The 18368-nt window shown below is 39.3% G+C and carries 16 protein-coding genes; 4 read left to right on the top strand and 12 right to left on the bottom strand.

Annotation, left to right across the window (positions count from 1 at the left end; genetic code table 11):
* Positions 1–22 precede the first annotated feature (22 nt).
* The 5 genes from AC27HL_RS16885 to AC27HL_RS16865 all read right to left on the bottom strand — a co-directional run bounded on the left by AC27HL_RS16885 (position 23) and on the right by AC27HL_RS16865 (position 4921).
* Positions 23–949 carry a DMT family transporter gene (locus tag AC27HL_RS16885; protein ID WP_487082223.1) on the bottom strand — a complete coding sequence of 309 codons (927 nt, stop codon included), beginning with the start codon at positions 947–949 and terminating at the stop codon, positions 23–25.
* Between the two features lie 102 nt (positions 950–1051).
* Entirely contained in the window at positions 1052–1759 is a 708-nt protein-coding gene (locus tag AC27HL_RS16880) for a helix-turn-helix domain-containing protein (RefSeq protein ID WP_487082222.1), read from the bottom strand.
* A 222-nt stretch (positions 1760–1981) separates the two neighbouring features.
* Positions 1982–2374, bottom strand: a complete 393-nt coding sequence (locus AC27HL_RS16875; RefSeq protein WP_487082221.1) for an MmcQ/YjbR family DNA-binding protein — start codon at positions 2372–2374, stop codon at positions 1982–1984.
* A 139-nt stretch (positions 2375–2513) separates the two neighbouring features.
* Positions 2514–4694 (bottom strand): ferrous iron transport protein B, encoded by a 2181-nt coding sequence (gene feoB, locus AC27HL_RS16870; RefSeq protein ID WP_487082220.1) that lies wholly within the window; start codon positions 4692–4694, stop codon positions 2514–2516.
* Positions 4694–4921, bottom strand: coding sequence for a FeoA family protein (locus tag AC27HL_RS16865; protein ID WP_487082219.1), 228 nt, complete (start codon positions 4919–4921; stop codon positions 4694–4696). The genes feoB and AC27HL_RS16865 overlap by 1 nt, the downstream gene beginning before the upstream one ends.
* 278 nt (positions 4922–5199) lie before the next feature.
* Here AC27HL_RS16865 and AC27HL_RS16860 point away from each other — a divergent pair, with 278 nt between their 5' ends.
* Both AC27HL_RS16860 and AC27HL_RS16855 read left to right on the top strand, forming a co-directional pair.
* Positions 5200–6453 carry a S1 family peptidase gene (locus tag AC27HL_RS16860; RefSeq protein WP_487082218.1) on the top strand — a complete coding sequence of 418 codons (1254 nt, stop codon included), beginning with the start codon at positions 5200–5202 and terminating at the stop codon, positions 6451–6453.
* Positions 6444–7412: an FHA domain-containing protein gene (locus AC27HL_RS16855; protein WP_487082217.1), complete on the top strand. Its 969-nt coding sequence runs from the start codon at positions 6444–6446 to the stop codon at positions 7410–7412. The genes AC27HL_RS16860 and AC27HL_RS16855 overlap by 10 nt, the downstream gene beginning before the upstream one ends.
* 124 nt (positions 7413–7536) lie before the next feature.
* On the opposite strand, the gene trpS is transcribed toward AC27HL_RS16855, so the two are convergent.
* Positions 7537–8541, bottom strand: a complete 1005-nt coding sequence (gene trpS / locus AC27HL_RS16850) for a tryptophan--tRNA ligase (protein ID WP_487082216.1) — start codon at positions 8539–8541, stop codon at positions 7537–7539.
* A 42-nt stretch (positions 8542–8583) separates the two neighbouring features.
* Positions 8584–9255 carry a ribulose-phosphate 3-epimerase gene (rpe, locus tag AC27HL_RS16845; RefSeq protein ID WP_487082215.1) on the bottom strand — a complete coding sequence of 224 codons (672 nt, stop codon included), beginning with the start codon at positions 9253–9255 and terminating at the stop codon, positions 8584–8586.
* Positions 9256–9591: 336 nt separating this feature from the next.
* Between rpe and AC27HL_RS16840 the strand changes: the two genes are divergently transcribed.
* Positions 9592–10257 (top strand): TorF family putative porin, encoded by a 666-nt coding sequence (locus AC27HL_RS16840; RefSeq protein WP_487082214.1) that lies wholly within the window; start codon positions 9592–9594, stop codon positions 10255–10257.
* Positions 10258–10350: 93 nt separating this feature from the next.
* Here AC27HL_RS16840 and metL read toward each other — a convergent pair whose 3' ends face one another.
* Both metL and metB read right to left on the bottom strand, forming a co-directional pair.
* Positions 10351–12858 (bottom strand): bifunctional aspartate kinase/homoserine dehydrogenase II, encoded by a 2508-nt coding sequence (gene metL / locus AC27HL_RS16835; RefSeq protein WP_487082213.1) that lies wholly within the window; start codon positions 12856–12858, stop codon positions 10351–10353.
* Positions 12859–12918: 60 nt separating this feature from the next.
* Complete coding sequence (gene metB / locus AC27HL_RS16830) at positions 12919–14076, bottom strand: cystathionine gamma-synthase (protein WP_487082212.1); 1158 nt, start codon at positions 14074–14076, stop codon at positions 12919–12921.
* A 231-nt stretch (positions 14077–14307) separates the two neighbouring features.
* On the opposite strand from metB, the gene metJ reads away from it, so the two are divergent.
* Positions 14308–14640: a met regulon transcriptional regulator MetJ gene (gene metJ / locus AC27HL_RS16825; RefSeq protein ID WP_487082211.1), complete on the top strand. Its 333-nt coding sequence runs from the start codon at positions 14308–14310 to the stop codon at positions 14638–14640.
* Positions 14641–14719: 79 nt separating this feature from the next.
* Here metJ and AC27HL_RS16820 read toward each other — a convergent pair whose 3' ends face one another.
* The 3 genes from AC27HL_RS16820 to AC27HL_RS16810 form a co-directional block, all read right to left on the bottom strand.
* Positions 14720–15130, bottom strand: a complete 411-nt coding sequence (locus AC27HL_RS16820; protein WP_487082210.1) for a VOC family protein — start codon at positions 15128–15130, stop codon at positions 14720–14722.
* A 200-nt stretch (positions 15131–15330) separates the two neighbouring features.
* A complete protein-coding gene (ccoG, locus tag AC27HL_RS16815) occupies positions 15331–16710 on the bottom strand; it encodes a cytochrome c oxidase accessory protein CcoG (protein WP_487082209.1) in 1380 nt (459 codons plus the stop codon).
* A gap of 195 nt (positions 16711–16905) precedes the next feature.
* Positions 16906–18330: a sigma-54 interaction domain-containing protein gene (locus tag AC27HL_RS16810; protein ID WP_487082208.1), complete on the bottom strand. Its 1425-nt coding sequence runs from the start codon at positions 18328–18330 to the stop codon at positions 16906–16908.
* Positions 18331–18368 lie beyond the last annotated feature (38 nt).

The following is an 18368-nucleotide window of genomic DNA, read 5'->3' as shown; positions in this document are numbered from 1 at the left end:
CCGTCCCAATCAAACAGCATAACTAAGTTGATTTGATAACTAACCTTAGTTCGTTTTGAGGTTTTATGGTTTGCATCAATAAACATAGTGAGATTAAAAGCATACCTAGCCAACCAATAAATTTAAATCTTTCACCAATAATAAAAACAGCTAAAATAGTTGCAACTAATGGTTCAATTAGCGTAATTAGTGTCGCTTTACTTGCGTCAATATAATTCAAACCAAAACCAAATAGTAGGTATCCTAAGAACATTGGAATTATTGCCATATACAAAGATACCAACGCATTTGTGGAACTTGAAAATAAGTTATCACCCGTAAACCATAATGAAGGGAGTAACAATAGTGCGGCACAACCAAACAGTCCTGACATAGACGATTTTGAATGTACGCCACTTTCAATTAAATGCCTTGCTGCCCATGAATAACCAGCATAGGTTAATCCAGCAATACAACCCAAAAAAATACCCAAACCCTGTTGATTAATACCATAAGCAGTATTATTACTCTGGTCTCTACCTAAAGTTAACAGCGCAATACCTATAGCCCCAACGACAAAGCTCAATATCCATTGCAGTGATATGTTCTTTTTACTAATTAGACGCTCAAGGATTGCTGCAAAAAACGGAGCTGTAGCTATAGAGACGACAGTACCTATGGCAACCCCTGATAAATGCATTGAGGTATAAAATGCCAATGGATAAATTGCAACAGAAGCGGCACCTAATATCAATACCTTAGGTTGTTCGAGCAGGACCTTATAATCTATAAGTAGCTTTTTTCGAGCTGTGATCACAAGTAAAACTCCGCCTATTCCCATAGAAAACGCACCAATAGCCAAAGAGCTTATATTAGATGAATAGCTTGCCGCAGTACCTGTTGTTCCCCACAAAAAGCTAGCTACAATAATGGCAAACACGCCCATAAAATTTCTTTGATTATTTTCCATAACGAAACCTAAAAATAATAACTTCGATACTGAAAATTTTATGCTAAGTAAGAAAGGTACATTTAACAATTAAGACGCAATCGTTAACAATTCAGACTATGTTTACTTTTTGAATTGAGTAGGTGACAGACCAAAGTATTGTGAAAATTTTCGGCTAAAGGCTGAAGGTTCTCTATAACCTACTTTTTCACCAATAATAGGTAACGGATAATCTGTGTGCGTTAGTAAAGCTTGAGCTTTTTCCATCCGAAGTTTTGTTACGTATTTCATCACAGTCAACCCTGTTTGTAGTTTAAATAGTTTCTTAAACTGTGTATCACTTAAGAAGGCTGACTCAGCTATACGTTTAATTTGAAGTTGCTCTGCAATATTTTGTTCTATGAAGGATATTGCTCTACTAATTCGATGATCTACTTTTGGCAATAAAGGTTGTTCTGCAAGCAGTAAACTAAACATTTCAAACATCGCTTGCTCTAATTGAGCATTAACTTTGTTTTCTAGTTGGTTTTCTATAAATATTAAGTAACTTTTAAGGGCAGCATTAATTGCAAAAACAAGACAGTGTGAAGAAGAAATATTTAAGGGCAGGTTTTCCATATCCACGACAACAAATCTAGCTTCAGCATCAGCAGTAAACAAGTGCTCTTCGTAGGCTTTAACTACAACACATTCACTAGGTGCAACTTTACCATTGAAATTGCCAACGCATATGTTGATAACACCTCGTAAGGGTAAAACCAATTGATTAAAGGGATGTGAGTGACGAGTTGGTGTTGTACTATAAGAGCGAATGGATAATAGGTTTTTCATAAGAGAAAATGTATGGCCTTACTTCATCCTGATTCTGATTATATATACATAGTAGAGTAATAGTTAATAAAATGAAGTATTAGTTTTTCTGATACTTATTTTTAAAGTATCTATGCCATAGCAGCCTATCAAAAATATCTTAGTTATCTAATAATAATTTTAGACATTGTAAGAATTGTCAAACTGCATTGAATGCTAACAAACTACAGCTGTTTAGCATCATTAAAGCCCGATGAGGATAGATGCCTGCTCTTTCTTGGTCATTTTACCCACTACCAGCATATACGAATTATCCATCATGCGTTCAATTTCTCCCGGCGGGATTGAGCCATCGAGTATGACGGTATTCCACTGCGCTTTGTTCATATGATAGCCAGGGATAACAGCGCTAAAAATATCACGAAGCATAATAGCTTCATCAGGATCACATTTTAAGTTAATACAGTAGTGCCCGGCCATTTTGCCATCGGTATCTTTTTCATTACCTTTACCCAACGCCAAGGTCGCGAACATTTTATTTTTCACACGAAACACCTTCACGTCATCACCAAAAGGAAAATACATTGTTGTTTCGAGTTTATTCAGTAGATAACTTTCCACTTGTTCTTGGTTCATTTTTAGCTTCCAGCAACTTAAACTTTTAAAACAATAACCTAGTAAAAGTGCTTTTGCCAACTGCCCAAATGAATTTACTGAATTTTATGTCAAGGAAAGGAATCGCTACCTGTTTTCATTATCAGGTAGCGAAGTTTTATTAACGATAACTAACCAATGTTGGAATGGTTAAAATATTTTTTCCGAAGCGCTTCAGGCCAATGTATATGCTTAAAAACACAAATAAAATTACCGCTAAGCTAATAGAAGCCGAAAACGGCTCTGTGGTTAAAATAGCAATTTGATAACTCGCCGTTGCAGCTAAATAAGCCAAGCTAAAACTCCACAATGCCGCAAAAACAGCCCAACGCGTGCCTACTTCATTTTTTATAGCCCCCATTGCCGCAGCACATGGGGTATAAAGTAATATAAATAACAAATAACTAAACGCCCCTATTTTGCCAACAAAGGCCGCCTGCATAATAGTTATAGTGGTTTCTTCAACACCTTGCTCTTGTGCCGCAACTTCAATGCTTGAAACATCCCCAATATCTGTACCTAATGGGTCATCCGCGTCAATACCATGTAAATTATCTGAAATACTCGCTATCGCTTGTTGCCACAAATCTGCAAATGAATCGGGTTCACCAGACACTTCAGATGCTGGCGAATATAGGCTGTTAAATGTTGCCACTAAGGCTTCTTTCGCAAATAAACCGGTAATAATGCCAACACTTGCTTGCCAATTATCTTCTTTTACCCCCATTGGCGATAGCAACGGCGTAACCACTTGCGCACTTTTGCTTAACAATGAGTCTTGGCTATCGTGATGACCGAATTCACCATCTGTACCTAATGAATTAAAAAAGTTTAATATACAAACCACTACAACAATGGTTTTACCAGCACCTAGTACAAAAGAGCGGGTACGTTGCCAAACTCGTTGCAATAAGAACGAGAATTTTGGCCATTCATAAAGCGGCAATTCCATAATATTGATTGAATTACCCCCCATTAAAATAGTTTTCTTTAGCATTAAGCCAGTAAATAGCGCGGCAGCAATACCAATAAGGTACAGAAGAAAAACAATATTTTGCCCAGACTCAGGGAAAAATGCCGCGGCAAATAGAGCGTATACAGGCAAACGCGCACCACAAGACATAAATGGCGACATCATAACGGTCGTAATTCTTTCACGTTCATTATCTAAAATGCGCGCAGACATTACCGCCGGAACCGTACAGCCAAAGCCTACAATAAGCGGTACAAATGCTTTACCAGGCAAACCTATTTTTTGCATTGCTGTGTCGACAACAAATGCCGCTCTTGCCAAATAGCCACTACTTTCAAGTAGCGACAAACCAACAAATAAGCAAGCGATAACAGGAATAAACGTTGCGACAGTTTGTATTCCAAGACCAATGCCACCAATAATAGTAGTTAGCCATGCCGGTAAGTTAAGTGACTCTAGAAAATGCAGCGGATAATCAACAAATATTGCGCCAGCTAAAATGTCAAAAAAATCAATAAAGGCACTGCCTACATTGATAGCAAACATAAACAATAAGTACATCATGGCAAGAAAAATTGGAATACCAAATACTGGGTGCAACATCCAACGGTCAAGCTGATGGCTAAAACCTCTATCGGCTACTGGCGATACAGTAACAGCTGCCAAAGTCTGTTGAATAAACGCATAACGAGCCTGCATAACGGCCATTGCCTTGGCATCATTTGACTGACATACGCCAGTACTTGAGCACGCCTGTCGTTCAGCCGTTAATGGCATACAGTCAATTGCATCAAACTCATTAGGTAAATCCAGAACATGCTGTTTTGCTCTAGTATTAGCGACTGTTTTCAAAATTTTATTAAGCGCTTGTCCGGCAGTGTTGCTGGTACTATTTTCACATACAACAGCGCAACCTAAAGTGTTAGCAAGCTTTGCAATGTCAATATTTTCAGCTTCTTTTCGATCACTTTTATTGAGTACAACCACCATAGGTATACCCAATTCTAATAATTGTGTTGTTAAATAAAGTTGTCGTTTTAATTGCGTGACATCAACTACGTTGATCATTACATCAATTGGTTGTTGGTTAATAAAATTTTGCGTTATTGATAGATCTTTCCCTTGCTGGTTACGTTGAGCTAACGAGCTAACACCAGGCAAATCCGTGAGTAAGGTGGCTTTATCATTTAAATGGGTTTGCGTCTGTTTGGCGGCAACAGTTACCCCCGTCCAATTACCTGTTTTTTGTTTTGCCCCCGTTAGGGCATTAAATAATGTACTTTTACCTGAATTGGCAAAACCGACTAAAACAACATTCTGTTCTATCATTAGCTTAATAACTCAATTTTAATTTGTTTGGCAATTGCTCTTGGAATCGACATTTTTGTGCCATGTATATGAAAAGCTAACGGCCCATTAAACGGTGCTTTATGCGCAAGTGATACTTGTGCTTTTAAGGCAAAGCCTTGTTCAATAAGTTGCGCACTCAAGTCAAAGTTGTCAGGTAAGAAACAAATTCGTGCTTGCTGGTTTCCAGTTAATTCAGCTAAAGTCATAAGATCAGTTACAAACGATAATAATTATCATTTAATGATACTAAACTAGCAGAGATGCGACAACACAATATGTAATAGTATTTCACCTAACTTGATCTAACGCATTGTTATGAAATATCGCAATGAGCTTAGCAACTATTCATTGCTCGCTTCTTTATTGCAATATTGTTCAAGGTTTACTGTAAAGCATCGAATAAAACCATCATATTATCGGATAAAAGATGACAAACCTGATTTCAATGGCACAATGGTAAAGTAATAATAAAAAAGGATATTCAATGAAAGTAATTTTTGCCCTGCTATTAATGTGTATTAGTACACTAAGTTATGCAGTTGAGCAGGCCGAAGAAATTTTTAAGCAGCTGGCCCCTTCGCTATATCAAATTCGCTTAATAGACAAAGCTAGCGGTGAGAAATCGTCAATTGGCTCAGGTTTTCAAATTAGCAGTGATGGCTTAATAGCCACAAATTATCACGTTATTTCAGGCTTCGCTCGCCATCCACATAAGTACAATATTGAATATTTAGACAACCAAGGTAACAAGGCAGCACTGTCATTAAAAAGTGTTGATGTTATTAATGACTTGGCGATAGTTCAGCGTGAAGTTAGCACTGAGATGCCATATTTTGAAATTGCTAAAGTAGCGCCCACTAAAGGTGAAGAGTTGTACTCTTTAGGTAATCCGCATGACTTAGGTATGATCGTTGTGCCGGGTACTTATAACGGCTTAAAAAATGAGTCATTTAATGACCGAATTCATTTTACTGGCTCTGTGAACTCAGGCATGAGTGGTGGCCCTGTGGTAAACAAAGAAACTCAAGTAGTTGGTATAAATGTCGCGACATCTGGTAACCAAATTGGCTTTCTGGTTCCGCACGACAAATTATTAGCACTTTTTCAAGAATATAAATCTAACCCGCCAACCAGCATAGAAGAGCAAGTGACTGCCCAGTTAATGCGCAACCAGAAAAAGCTTATTAGTACGGTTCTAAATAGCGATTGGCAGTTAAAAAAGTTAGGTCGAGGCCTCATTCCTACTATAGATGTTCCTTATATTCGCTGTTGGGGTGAGTCAAATTCCGACAAAGCTGACGCACAAATTATGGCAGCGGTAGCTAACTGTGATTTAGACGAATATACCTATATTTCTTCAGACTTCTTTACCGGCTCGTTAGAGATGGAATATCGCTATATGGAGTCAAACAAAATTGGTAGCACTAAGTTTTATCATATTTTTGAACGCCAGCTAAACCAAGTAGCTCCTGGTAATAAAGCAGGAAAAGATGATGTCACTGAATATCAATGTCATCACGATATTGTTATGCCTAAGCAAAGCAATATTAACAGCAAAGCGGTATTTTGCACCCGCGCTTATAAAGCATTCCCTAACCTCTACGATGTATTATATATTGGTATTTCTATTGACCACGAACAATATGCACTACTGAGCCATTTCACTATTTCAGGGGTCGCGCAGGAAACCTCGCTTGCCTTTTTGACTAAGTTTATGGAGTCGGTAAAATGGAACTAATTATTGAAGAAATTACTTACGGTCATAAGTTACTTGGACGACATAAGTTTTCATCAAACAACATCAGCATAGGCCGTGGCTACGATAACGATCTAATCATTAGCGACCCACATGTATGTGCTGAGCATCTGCAATTACATTTTGATGGCGAACACTGGTTTGTAAATGACCAAGGCTCAATAAACGGCAGCTTTTTAGAGCATAGCAAAGAAAATATTGTTCAACACAAAGTTCAATCTGGTGATATTGTCACCATAGGCAAAAGCCAAGTACGATTTTTATTTCCTAATCACCCTGTTACGAAAAGCATTGCTATAAGTCCATTTGAAAGCTTAATTAATTTAGCTAAGCATCCTGCGGTATTGACTTTAAGTGTGGCCTTATTTGCCTGTATTGCTTGTTGGATTATTGATTTAAATAACGCAAAAGAAGTGTCGTTAACACAAATGCTAGTGCCTACAATAGGGTTAACATTAGGTTTTGCCTTATGGCCAGGTTGTATCGCCCTTGTTTCACATTTAACGAAGCATGACGCACGATTTTGGACACAAATCGGTATTAGCTTTATTTTCTTCAACTTAATGTGGCTCAGCGATATTCTTGAAAACGTTATACAATTTAATACTTCAAGCAACTTTTCGATGCTTTGGCTGATCACCATCATTCCATTGGTATTGGCATTTGGACTGTTCTGGCTGAATTGCTACGTAGGCTTTCACATGACCCCTAGACGCAGAAATGTCGTTTCTGCTAGCTTAGTCATATTATTATTTGGCGGGAGTTTCATAGTACAAATGAGTAAAAAACCTGACTTTAACCCACGCCCACAGTTTAATACTACAATAATGTCACCAAACTTTTTGTTTACGCCAAGCAGTAACGTGGAAACTTTTGTTAGTGATAGCTCAGCGCTATTTGAACAAGCGACTAAAATAGCTGAGAAAGATAAGAAAGATTAAGATTTTCAACATGCAATTACCTCAATGGGCGAAAAGCCTATAAGAACATGGTATATGTATTGGAGCGAATACAAAAAAGCCTGAGTATACTCAGGCTTTTTTAATGACAAAATGTAGAACGAAATTAAGGCTTAGCGATAAACCCAATCGCTTGATAAACCTCTGCCAATAGCTTACTTGCTCGGGCAGAAGCCTTTTCAGCACCTTTACGCATAACTTCATCTAAGTATGCTTGGTTATTACGAATTTCATGATAACGCTGTTGAATTGGCGCTAATAAAGCCACAACGGCTTCAGCAACATCACCTTTTAAATGGCCATACATTTTATCTTCATATTCAGGGACTAATTCTTCAACGGTTTTACCTGTAGTACATGATAAAAGTGATAACAAATTAGAAACGCCTGGCTTTTCAGCAACATCGAAATAGATATTCGCTTGCTCGTCAGAGTCCGTTACCGCACGTTTAATTTTCTTAGTGATCTTTTTAGTATCTTCCAATAAACCAATAAAGTTGCCAGGGTTAGTATCAGATTTCGACATTTTTTTAGTCGGCTCTAATAAGCTCATAACACGGGCACCAAACTCGGGAATATAAGGCTCTGGTACCTTAAATGTTTCACCATGCAAGTTATTAAAGCGTGTTGCTATATCACGAGCTAATTCTAAGTGTTGCTTTTGATCATCGCCTACAGGCACTTGGTTAGCGCCGTATAATAAAATATCAGCTGCCATAAGTACTGGGTAAGTAAATAAACCAGAATTCATATTCGCTTCAGACTTAGATGACTTATCTTTGTACTGCGTCATACGGTTTAACTCACCCATTTGGGTATAACAGTTTAGCACCCAACTCAATTGAGCGTGCTCAGGCACGTGTGATTGAATAAAAATGGTACTTTTTTCAGGATCAACGCCACAAGCTAAATACAAAGCCAAACCGTCTAATGTTGCTTTACGTAACGCTTCCGGTTCAGGACGAACAGTAATAGCATGCTGATCAACCAACATGTAATAACATTCATGGCTGTCTTGCATGCTCACCCATTGCTTTAATGCGCCAAGGTAATTACCAATAGTTAACTCGCCCGACGGCTGACAGCCACTTAATACAATAGGTTTACTCATTTGTTATCCTTCAATTATGCTTATTTCAATTTTTCTAACTATTTATTTAACTTTCGCCAACTCGGCACGCATTTCATCAAGAGCGACTTTGTAATCTGGCTTTGAAAAAATAGCCGAGCCAGCCACAAACATATCAGCTCCTGCTTCAGCTATTTCAGCAATATTATCGGCCTTAACACCACCATCAACTTCTAAACGAATATCAAAACCACTGGCATCAATTTTTTCACGTACTAAGCGTAACTTATCAAGAGTGGTTGGAATAAATGATTGACCGCCAAAACCAGGGTTAACTGACATTAATAAAATAACGTCTAATTTATCCATAACAAAATCTAAAATATGTAGCGGTGTTGCCGGATTTAAAACTAAGCCTGCTTTACAACCATTGTCTTTAATTAATTGTAATGTTCTATCAATATGATCGCTGGCTTCGGGGTGAAAAGTTATAATATCAGCACCCGCTTTAGCAAAATCTGGAATAAGGCTATCAACGGGTTTCACCATCAAATGCACATCAATTGGCGCGGTAATACCGTAATCTCTTAACGACTTACACACCATAGAGCCAAAAGTAAGGTTTGGCACAAAGTGGTTATCCATAACATCAAAATGAACCACATCAGCACCCGCACTGAGAACGTTTGCGACATCGTCACCTAAGCGAGCAAAATCAGCAGATAAAATTGATGGAGCAATTAAAAAATCAGACATAGAAACACCCTCGATAAATTCTGCGCTACTTTAACTTAAATAGGTTGATTTTGCGACTCAGATCATCGACAAAATTGCTCGCTAGTTATCTTTTAATTTTATTTTTCTGCAATTTCTAAAATTTTGCATATCATTATATTTAAGCTTATGCACTTTTTTTGCACATAAGTGAATATTCCTTGCACCAAGACAGTTCATGCGAGGCACTAAGGACAAAGGAAAACCGCCCAGGATTACCACTTAACCATTTGATAATAAGAACATTTACAAAATTAAATTTACACAGGCATTGTCTTTGCAATGTTCGAGATAATTATAAAACTTAGTGGAACCAACATGAAAAAAACAATTACAGCTTTATCTGTTTCAACCATATTCACATCAACAATGCTTATAGCTTCTTCAGCGCACGCTGTTGAGGGCTTATCAGCTAATGCTGCCGCATCCAGTAACTATTTGTGGCGTGGAGTAACCCAAACCACCAACTCTGCCGCGGTTTCTGGCGGTATTGATTATGAGCATACATCAGGTTTCTCAGTTGGCACTTGGGCATCGAATGCTGATTGGGCTGAAAACATGACCTATGAACTCGACGTTTATGCTGCCTACTCTAATGAATTAGATAATGGTTTAGGCTACAGCGTCGGGTATATTTATTATGCTTATGATAGCGATGCTGACTCAGATTTCAGTGAAGTGAATTTTTCACTTTCATACGACGCGTTTTCAATTACCTACAACACTTTAGTTGATTCGGATGCTGATGGTGATTTTGGTGACGATACTTATATTTCAGCCGATGCGGCCTTTGAAATTTCAGAAGGCTTAGAGCTCGGCCTGCATGTTGGCAGTTATGACTTTGACGCTGGCGGCGATTATGTTGACTATGGTATTAGCCTAAGCAAAAACGGTTTTACTTTTGCTATTTCAGATACCGATATTGATGGTGCTGATGGTGATGTAAATTTTGTTGTTAGTTATAGCGTTGATTTAGACCTTTAACATAGCAAATCAATTATACCGCGCGTGTGCTTTGGCCATATTTAAGGGACACGCGCTATATTTCACCAATTCAAAAAACTACTCTCGAGCACATTAGTTTAAGCCTTTAATTTTAACTTGTTGCTGACGATGTGCCAATTGCTGACAAACCTTAACTAAATCAGCATGAATACCGCCTGCGGTAACATCTCGCCCGGCACCAGGGCCGCGAATAATCAAGGGGTTTTGCTGATACCAGTGACTTTTAATTTGGAAAACATTATCGCATGGCGTTAATTGAGTAAACGCGTGCTGAAAACTTAACTCTTCTAAACTCACTTTTGCCCGTAATCGGCCATCTTCCTTAACAAATTTAGCAACATAACGAATACCAGATGATTTTTCTTTTGCTTGGTTCAAACGTAGTAAGAATAAGTCATCAAGCTCTTCAGTTCGTTCAAGAAACTCCTGTAACGAAACATCTCGCAACGAGTCTGGCACTAGACTTTGGCAATCAATGTCTTCAAGTGAAAGCTCAAAGCCAGCGGCTCGCGCCAATATTAATAATTTACGCTGTACATCTCGGCCAGATAAATCTTCTCGCGGATCTGGCTCGGTAATACCTTGCGCTAGAGCATTGGCCAACAATTCTGAAAATGGTGTTACGCCATCATAATATTGAAATAGCCAAGATAAAGTCCCCGAGAAAATACCAGAAATTTCAGTGATCACATCACCGCTATTGATTAACTCTTCAATAGTTGAATTAATCGGTAAGCCTGCCCCTACTGTCGTGTTACCCAACCAATAGCTATTATGTTCTTTCGCTGTACTTAGCAATTGTTGATAATTTTCAGTCGGTGAAGAGGCCGCCCACTTATTAGCGCCAATAACATGGATACCTTGCGCGAAAAATTGTTGATATAACTGACTAAACGCCTCACTAGGTGTGATATCAACAACTACTAATTCATCATAAGGGTGATTGGTTAACCAATCTAATAACTGCTCACCTTCATAAGCTTTTGCTTGTTGTTGGTAATGCTCCAACGCGTTACTGACATCAATACCATCAGTATTAATTAGCGCTTTTTGTGAACCGACTAAACCAACCAAGTGAAGATTTTCCAATGCTGGTAAACCTGCTAACTGTTTTGGCAGTATTTCTAAAAATCGCTGACCGATATTACCTAAGCCAGCTACAACCAAGGCGATATTTCTGGCATCTTTAGTCATGTCGCCGTGGATATTATTCAGTAGCTCTCCAGTGCAAGCCTCCGGCAAAACCGCTATATAACTGTGTTGGTTTTCTGCATGGACAAAATGCAATGTTCGCTGATGCCTTAGCGCTCTTTTAAATCTTGCTCGCATACCACCTTGCTGTGCCACTTGATAACCTACAGTGGCAACAATAGCGACAGGTTTAAATGAGACCTCAGTATCATGACTTGCCAGCCATTGGCTTAACGCCTTTTGTTGCTCTTGAGTCACCACCAAGTAACCTTCATCTAGGTTATAGCACACAGGAGTAAACTCTTTCACCGCGCGAGCACCCGATTCTCCAAAAAAGCTAACTGACGTAGCAAGGATCAAATCATTTAAATAGGTCACGGAAAGCTCTTGTTTGGCAATTTGACCAAATTTACCAATTTCGCTGCCGCTAACCTCTGGCGCAAAACTACTGGCAACATGTAAATGGGTATTGTGATTTTTTAACGGCTGTAAAGTTTTTGCGTGTAATACCGGATTACCTAAACGCCCCAACTCATTTGCAACCGCATTGGGTAGACGATGTAATTTTCTTGCCAGCGGCACCACTCTTGGATCGGCACTATAAATACCATCAACATCTGTCCATAAAGTAACATTACGAGCACCAGACAGAGCTGCCATGATAGTTGCAGAATAGTCACTGCCATTACGACCTAATGTGCAAGCTTGTAATTGCTGGTTGCGAGCAATATAGCCAGTCACTATCACCAGCTGATTTGCTTGCTGCAACGGCGAAAGTTTCTCGGCGCTGGCAAGATAATCAATAGCACAAGTTTTTTCATTGCTTAGCAATAAAAAATCTCTAGCATCTAGCATATAGCTAGGACAAACGCTTTCGTTTAATACCGCTGATAATAACCGTGCTGACCAAACCTCACCTAATGCCAGCAAATCGTTTTGATGCTTGCTAGGATTGCTTAGTAAATGCGCTGAGATATTGGCAATATCGTCGTTCAGTAATGCTTTTAGCCTTGCCGCACTACTTGCATTGAGTAATTCTTCAATCAGTGCCACTTGCGAATCACGTAGTGCGACAATCGCATCAGCTAATGTTTCAGGTAGTAGTTCAACCACTAAATCGGTTTTATTTCCTACAGGCGCTGCTTGCTTAAGCTCATAATGTTCTAGTGCCAATTGGTAAATAGCAAATAATGCATCTGTTGTGTCGCCGTTAGCAGAAACGACAATAACGTCATTGAGTTGGCAATGCTGGCGAATAATATCAACGACACGCTCAATACAGGCCGAGGTTGCTAAACTACTGCCACCAAATTTATGTACATTACAAGCAGCTTTAGCCAACTGGTTTTTTGTGGAAGTAAGCTCCACAGCTGAATTTACGTCTGTCATTTTATTTCCAAGCACATGCGCATGTTTATCTAATTAAAAATTATCTTGAGACTATTTCGGTTATATTTGACTAGCGGTAAGTGCCTGCGCTAAATCTGCTAAAATGTCGTCTATGTCTTCAATCCCAACTGAAAGGCGCACTAAAGACTGAGTAATACCTGCGGCAAGTTGCGCTTCAATTTCCATGCCCGCATGAGTCATGGTTGATGGATGACTGATCAAACTTTCTACCCCACCTAATGATTGCGCTAAAGTAAAAAATTCAAGTTTATCAAACAGCACCTTTACTGCTTCAACACCGCCTTTAAGTTCAAAGCTCATCATGGCGCCAAAGTCATGCTGCTGCTTTTTCGCTAACTCATGCTGCGGATGGTTAACTAGCCCTGGGAAATACACTTTTTCCACCGCCGGATGTTGCTGTAAAAATTCGGCAACCGCATTGGCATTAAATTGGTGCTGCTTCATGCGTATCGGTAAAGTTTTCAAGCCCCGTAGCGCTAAAAAGCTGTCAAATGCCGAACCGGTAATACCGATACAGTTAGCCCACCAAGCAAGTTCTTCACCTAAGGCTTGCTCTTTGGTCACTAATACTCCACCAACAACATCACTATGACCATTGATATATTTAGTGGTTGAGTGAAAAACAATATCAGCACCTAATAACAAAGGTTGCTGCAATGCTGGCGATAAAAAGGTGTTATCAACAGCAACCAAAGCGCCAGCTTGATGAGCTTGTTGAGTAATATCTTCAATATCCACCAAACGCAGTAACGGGTTACTTGGCGTTTCAATTAGCACTAGTTTAGGTTTTGTTGCTAAGGCCTGTGTTAATGCCGCTTGATCATTTTGATCAACAACAATTAACTTAAACTGCCCACGCTTGGCAAGATGGGTAAACAGACGAAAACTGCCACCGTAACAATCATGAGGAATAACCACAGTATCATCGGTATTTAGCAACTGACAAACCAGATGTACGGCTGACATTCCCGTGCTAGTGACAATACCTAGCGCCCCTTGCTCTAAATCAGCAATGGCTTGAGCAAACGTAGCACGAGTTGGATTACCCGTACGTGAATAATCAAACTGACGCTTTTCATTAAAACCTTTCAGTGCATAGGTGCTAGAAAGGTGAATTGCAGGAATAACCGCACCATGATGTTGGTCACTATTAATACCTGCACGAACCGCAGTTGTGGCAATTTTTTTCTCGCTCATGTGTGCTCCAGTATAGACATTCTTCTATATAGATGTTTGGACGTCTATAAATCTAAACGGTTTAAAGTGTGCGGTCAAGTACTTTAGACATCTAACCTTCTACACATTCGTTATTGACTCACGCCTCACAACCAGTAAAATTAGCCGTCAAGAATAAACTTATAACTTACTGGTATACCAGATAAGCTAATTATAGGTTTTTCATAATCATTTAAGCATAGAGGAATATTCATGGCAGAGTGGAATGGCGAGTATATTAACCCTTACGCCGAACACGGGAAAAAAAGTGAACAAGTAAAAAAGATCACCGTGTCTATCCCTTTACGTGTGTTGAAAGTGCTAACCGATGAAAGAACACGTCGTCAGGTAAATAACTTACGTCATGCAACCAACAGCGAACTATTATGTGAAGCATTTTTACATGCTTTTACTGGCCAACCATTGCCAGACGATGCTGACTTAGCAAAAGACAATACACAGAAGCTACCGGCCAGTGTTCGTAAAGCGTTAGAAGCACAAGGTGTGACTGACTTTAGCGAATACGAAACAGAAGTAGAAGATTAAAGCGAAACGAGTATCCAAGAGATTAATAAAGGCGCTTTAAGCGCCTTTTTATTTTTGAGCTAAGACTATCTACCAATTATTAACCTGCTTGATTCAACTGTAATAAATCCCATTTAGTGCCATATAAATCTTTAAAAACAACGACTGTACCGTACTCTTCTATTCGTGGCTCCTCGGTAAATTCAACGCCATGAGTTTTCATGTGCTCGTAGTCGCGCCAAAAGTCATTGGTTTGTAGAAAGAGAAAGACTCGTCCACCGGCTTGGTTGCCAACAGATTTTTTTTGCTGATCATCACTGGCTTGCGCTAGCAACAAATTTGTCCCGTTTGAATTTGGTGGGGCGATTTGTACCCAGCGCTTGCCAGCACCTAAATCGCTATCTTCAATAAGCTGAAAGTTTAGTTTTGTGGTATAGAATTCAATAGCGTCATCATAGTTTTCAACAACTAAGGCGATATTCGATATTCTTTGCTCAATGGGGTTTGTCATGATCACTCTATTCGCTAGGTAAAAAGTTATTTTACCGTATTTTAACACTAACAATAAGTAAGGATAACTGAATTATCGAGGTGATTGATACTGTGCACGCCAATGTGATTTACTGCAGCTGTCTTGCAGGCCTTAGCTTTTTCCAAAAAAAAAGGCGCCCCATCGACGCCTTGGTTAAATAACCCAATCTACACACCAAATTAGTTTGAGAAAAATTTCGTCTCCGTTACTGCTTTTACTTCCGGCTTATCGCTAACACTGACTTCCAGCGACACTTCACTAACTCGGCCTTTAATATCGTCAGCAGCCATAGTTAAATGCACTGGCACATTGGCAATTTCTCCTGCTTTAATCAATATGTCTTTATCTGCACTTAAGCTCACTTTGTTATCTAATACATTGACGTTAAAGTGGCGATCTATTTGTGACTTATTAGTAATTTTCAATAAATAGCTATTCGTAACATTATCTTCAAAATCTAGCTGATAAAGTGCCGCTCTGTCTCTAAGCACTGAAAATTCAATTGGCACCCGCACCTGAATGGTATACACCATAAAAGCCATAGCTAGTATTGATAAAACCCCGTAACCGATAATTTTCGATCGCAACAATTTAGCTTTTTTGCCAAGTAATGCATTTTCACTGGTGTAACTAATTAACCCTTTAGCATAGTTAAACTGGCTCATGGCTTGATCACAGGCATCGGCACAAGCACCACAATTTATGCACTCATATTGCAGGCCATTACGAATATCAATACCAACTGGGCAAACTTCCACACAAAGATTACAGTCAACACAGTCTCCTAGCCCTAGCTCTTTAGGATCTTGCTTGCGCTTACGGCGACCACGATTTTCTCCACGTAGTTTGTCATAGGCAACCAATAAGGTATTTTTATCGAACATAGCAGATTGAAAGCGTGAGTATGGACACATATATATGCACATTTTTTCACGGAGCCAACCGGCGTTTCCGTAAGTACAGACAGCAAAAAACAGTACCCAAAACGTTGTTAAACTATCCCAATTAAATTGTATTAAATCGAGATACAGTTCGCGTGTCGGCAAGAAGTAGCTCATAAAGGTGGTGGCGGTTAAAAAAGCCATTAAGCCCCAAAGCAAATGCTTAGCTGATTTTCTCGCGACTGTGTCTAGCGTTTTAGGTTGCTTATCGCGCTTAATTCGTTGATTACGACTCCCTTCAAGTAACTCTTCAACCCAAATAAAACTGAAGGTCCAAACAGTTTGTGGACAAACGTAGCCACACCAGATTCTTCCTAGCCAAGTGGTAACAAAAAATAGTAAGTAACAACTCACTATCAACAGACCCGCTAACAAGGTGAAGTCTTGTGGAAAAAAGGTTTGTGAAAAAATATGAAATTGCTGTTTACCAATATCGAGCAGCACAGCTTGATTACCTTGATAATTAATCCAAGGCAACAAAATAAATATCATGACAAATATAATGCCGGTAAGTTTTCTAATTTTTTGATAGCGCCCTTTTTGCTTACGAACATAAACGGGGGATTCAGACTTGTACGGCTTAATGATCAAATCTTCGGCTTTATAATCAAACTTCATGGTTTACTAATAATACGAACAACAGGATACTCGCTATTAGCAAAATAAAAGCCAACTACAAAATAAAACTTAACGTATTGTTTTAATTAATTAAAAGCATAAGTCACTTATAATCTCAAGCCTCAAAAGCCGCGATATAACGCGAATCCACGATATATCGTGCAATCAATAATAATTAACTGTATATTACCGGGTTTAAGTTGGTCTAATGATTTTTAACTTTTTCATCCGAGACCGTAACGTGCTTTCAGGTAAAGCGAGTAGTTTTGCTGCCCCCATTTCTCCACCGATACGCCATTTGCAAGCTTTAAGTACAGTGCTAATATGCTTTTTCTCTGCTTGTGCCAAGGTGTCAAATTCAACTAATTCCGGTGCTTTTACTGAGCTTTTAAAATTAAAATTTAGAATGTCTGATTTTGCTAAGATCATTTCTCGTTCTAATAAATTCTGCAGCTCTCGTATATTACCCGGCCATTGATACTGCATTAATTTAGCTAAACTGCGATTACTTATCGCCGTAATACTCTTTCCTAGTTTTTTATTCAACGAGCTTATTATGGCTTGTGACAGCAATGGAATATCTTCTTGTCGATCTCTTAACGGCGGCACAGTAACGGGGAAAACATTCAGCCGATAGAATAAATCAATTCTAAAATCTCCATTAGCCACCATAGCAGACAAATCTCGATTGGTTGCCGCAATAACACGAATATCAATGGCCAGTGTTTCACTGCCACCTACACGCTCAAATTCTTGTTCTTGCAGTACCCGTAATAATTTCCCCTGTGCTTCCATAGATAACTCGCCGATTTCATCGAGAAAAAGCGTGCCGCCGTTTGCTAGTTCAAAGCGGCCTTTACGACGCTCTGTTGCGCCGGTAAAAGCGCCTTTTTCATGGCCAAATAATTCTGACTCTAATAAGCTTGGCGTAAAGGCAGCACAATTCACTTTCACCAATGTGGAGTTTTTCCGTTGACTTAAGGCATGAATATTACGTGCCACCAGCTCTTTACCTGTACCATTCTCACCAAGAATTAATACCGTACTATCAGTTTGTGCCACCAGTTCAACTTGCGAGAGCATTTTCGTAACAACCGGGCTCTTGCCTACCAAACCTGCTGAGGACCACTCTTGTGCGAGTTCATTTTGCAAATAGGTATTTTCAGCTTTCAATTGCTCGGTGAGTGATTGCACATTTTCTAAGGCACTACGCAATGCCAGTTCAATTTGTCGCTGCTGACTAACATCACGAAATACCGCAACCGCGCCAATGATTTCTTTATTCTTAAAAACCGCCTGTGTAGTGTATTCTACAGGGAAACTACTGCCGTCCTTGCGCCAAAAAACCTCACCGCTAACTTGTCGAGAAATGCCGTCAAGTGCGGTATTGAATATTTTGCAATCACAGGCCGGGTAAGGTTCGCCATTGCTATAACTGTGATGATGAAACTGATGAATGTTTTGACCGAGTAATTCAGCGGATGACCAACCTGTCATTGCTTCCGCCGCTGGGTTAATAAAAATAGCTCGTCCTTGCGCATCTACACCGTAAATACCTTCACCGACAGCGTTAAGCAATAATTCTGAATCTGCAAGATAGGCTTTAATTTCTTTATTCATTTTATCTCCAAAATCATGCGTAAATGGCTATAGAAAAC

The sequence above is a fragment of the Colwellia aquaemaris genome (assembly GCF_057548755.1).
Note: the sequence above shows the minus strand (reverse complement) of the source record. Positions and strands in the feature narration are given on the sequence as shown.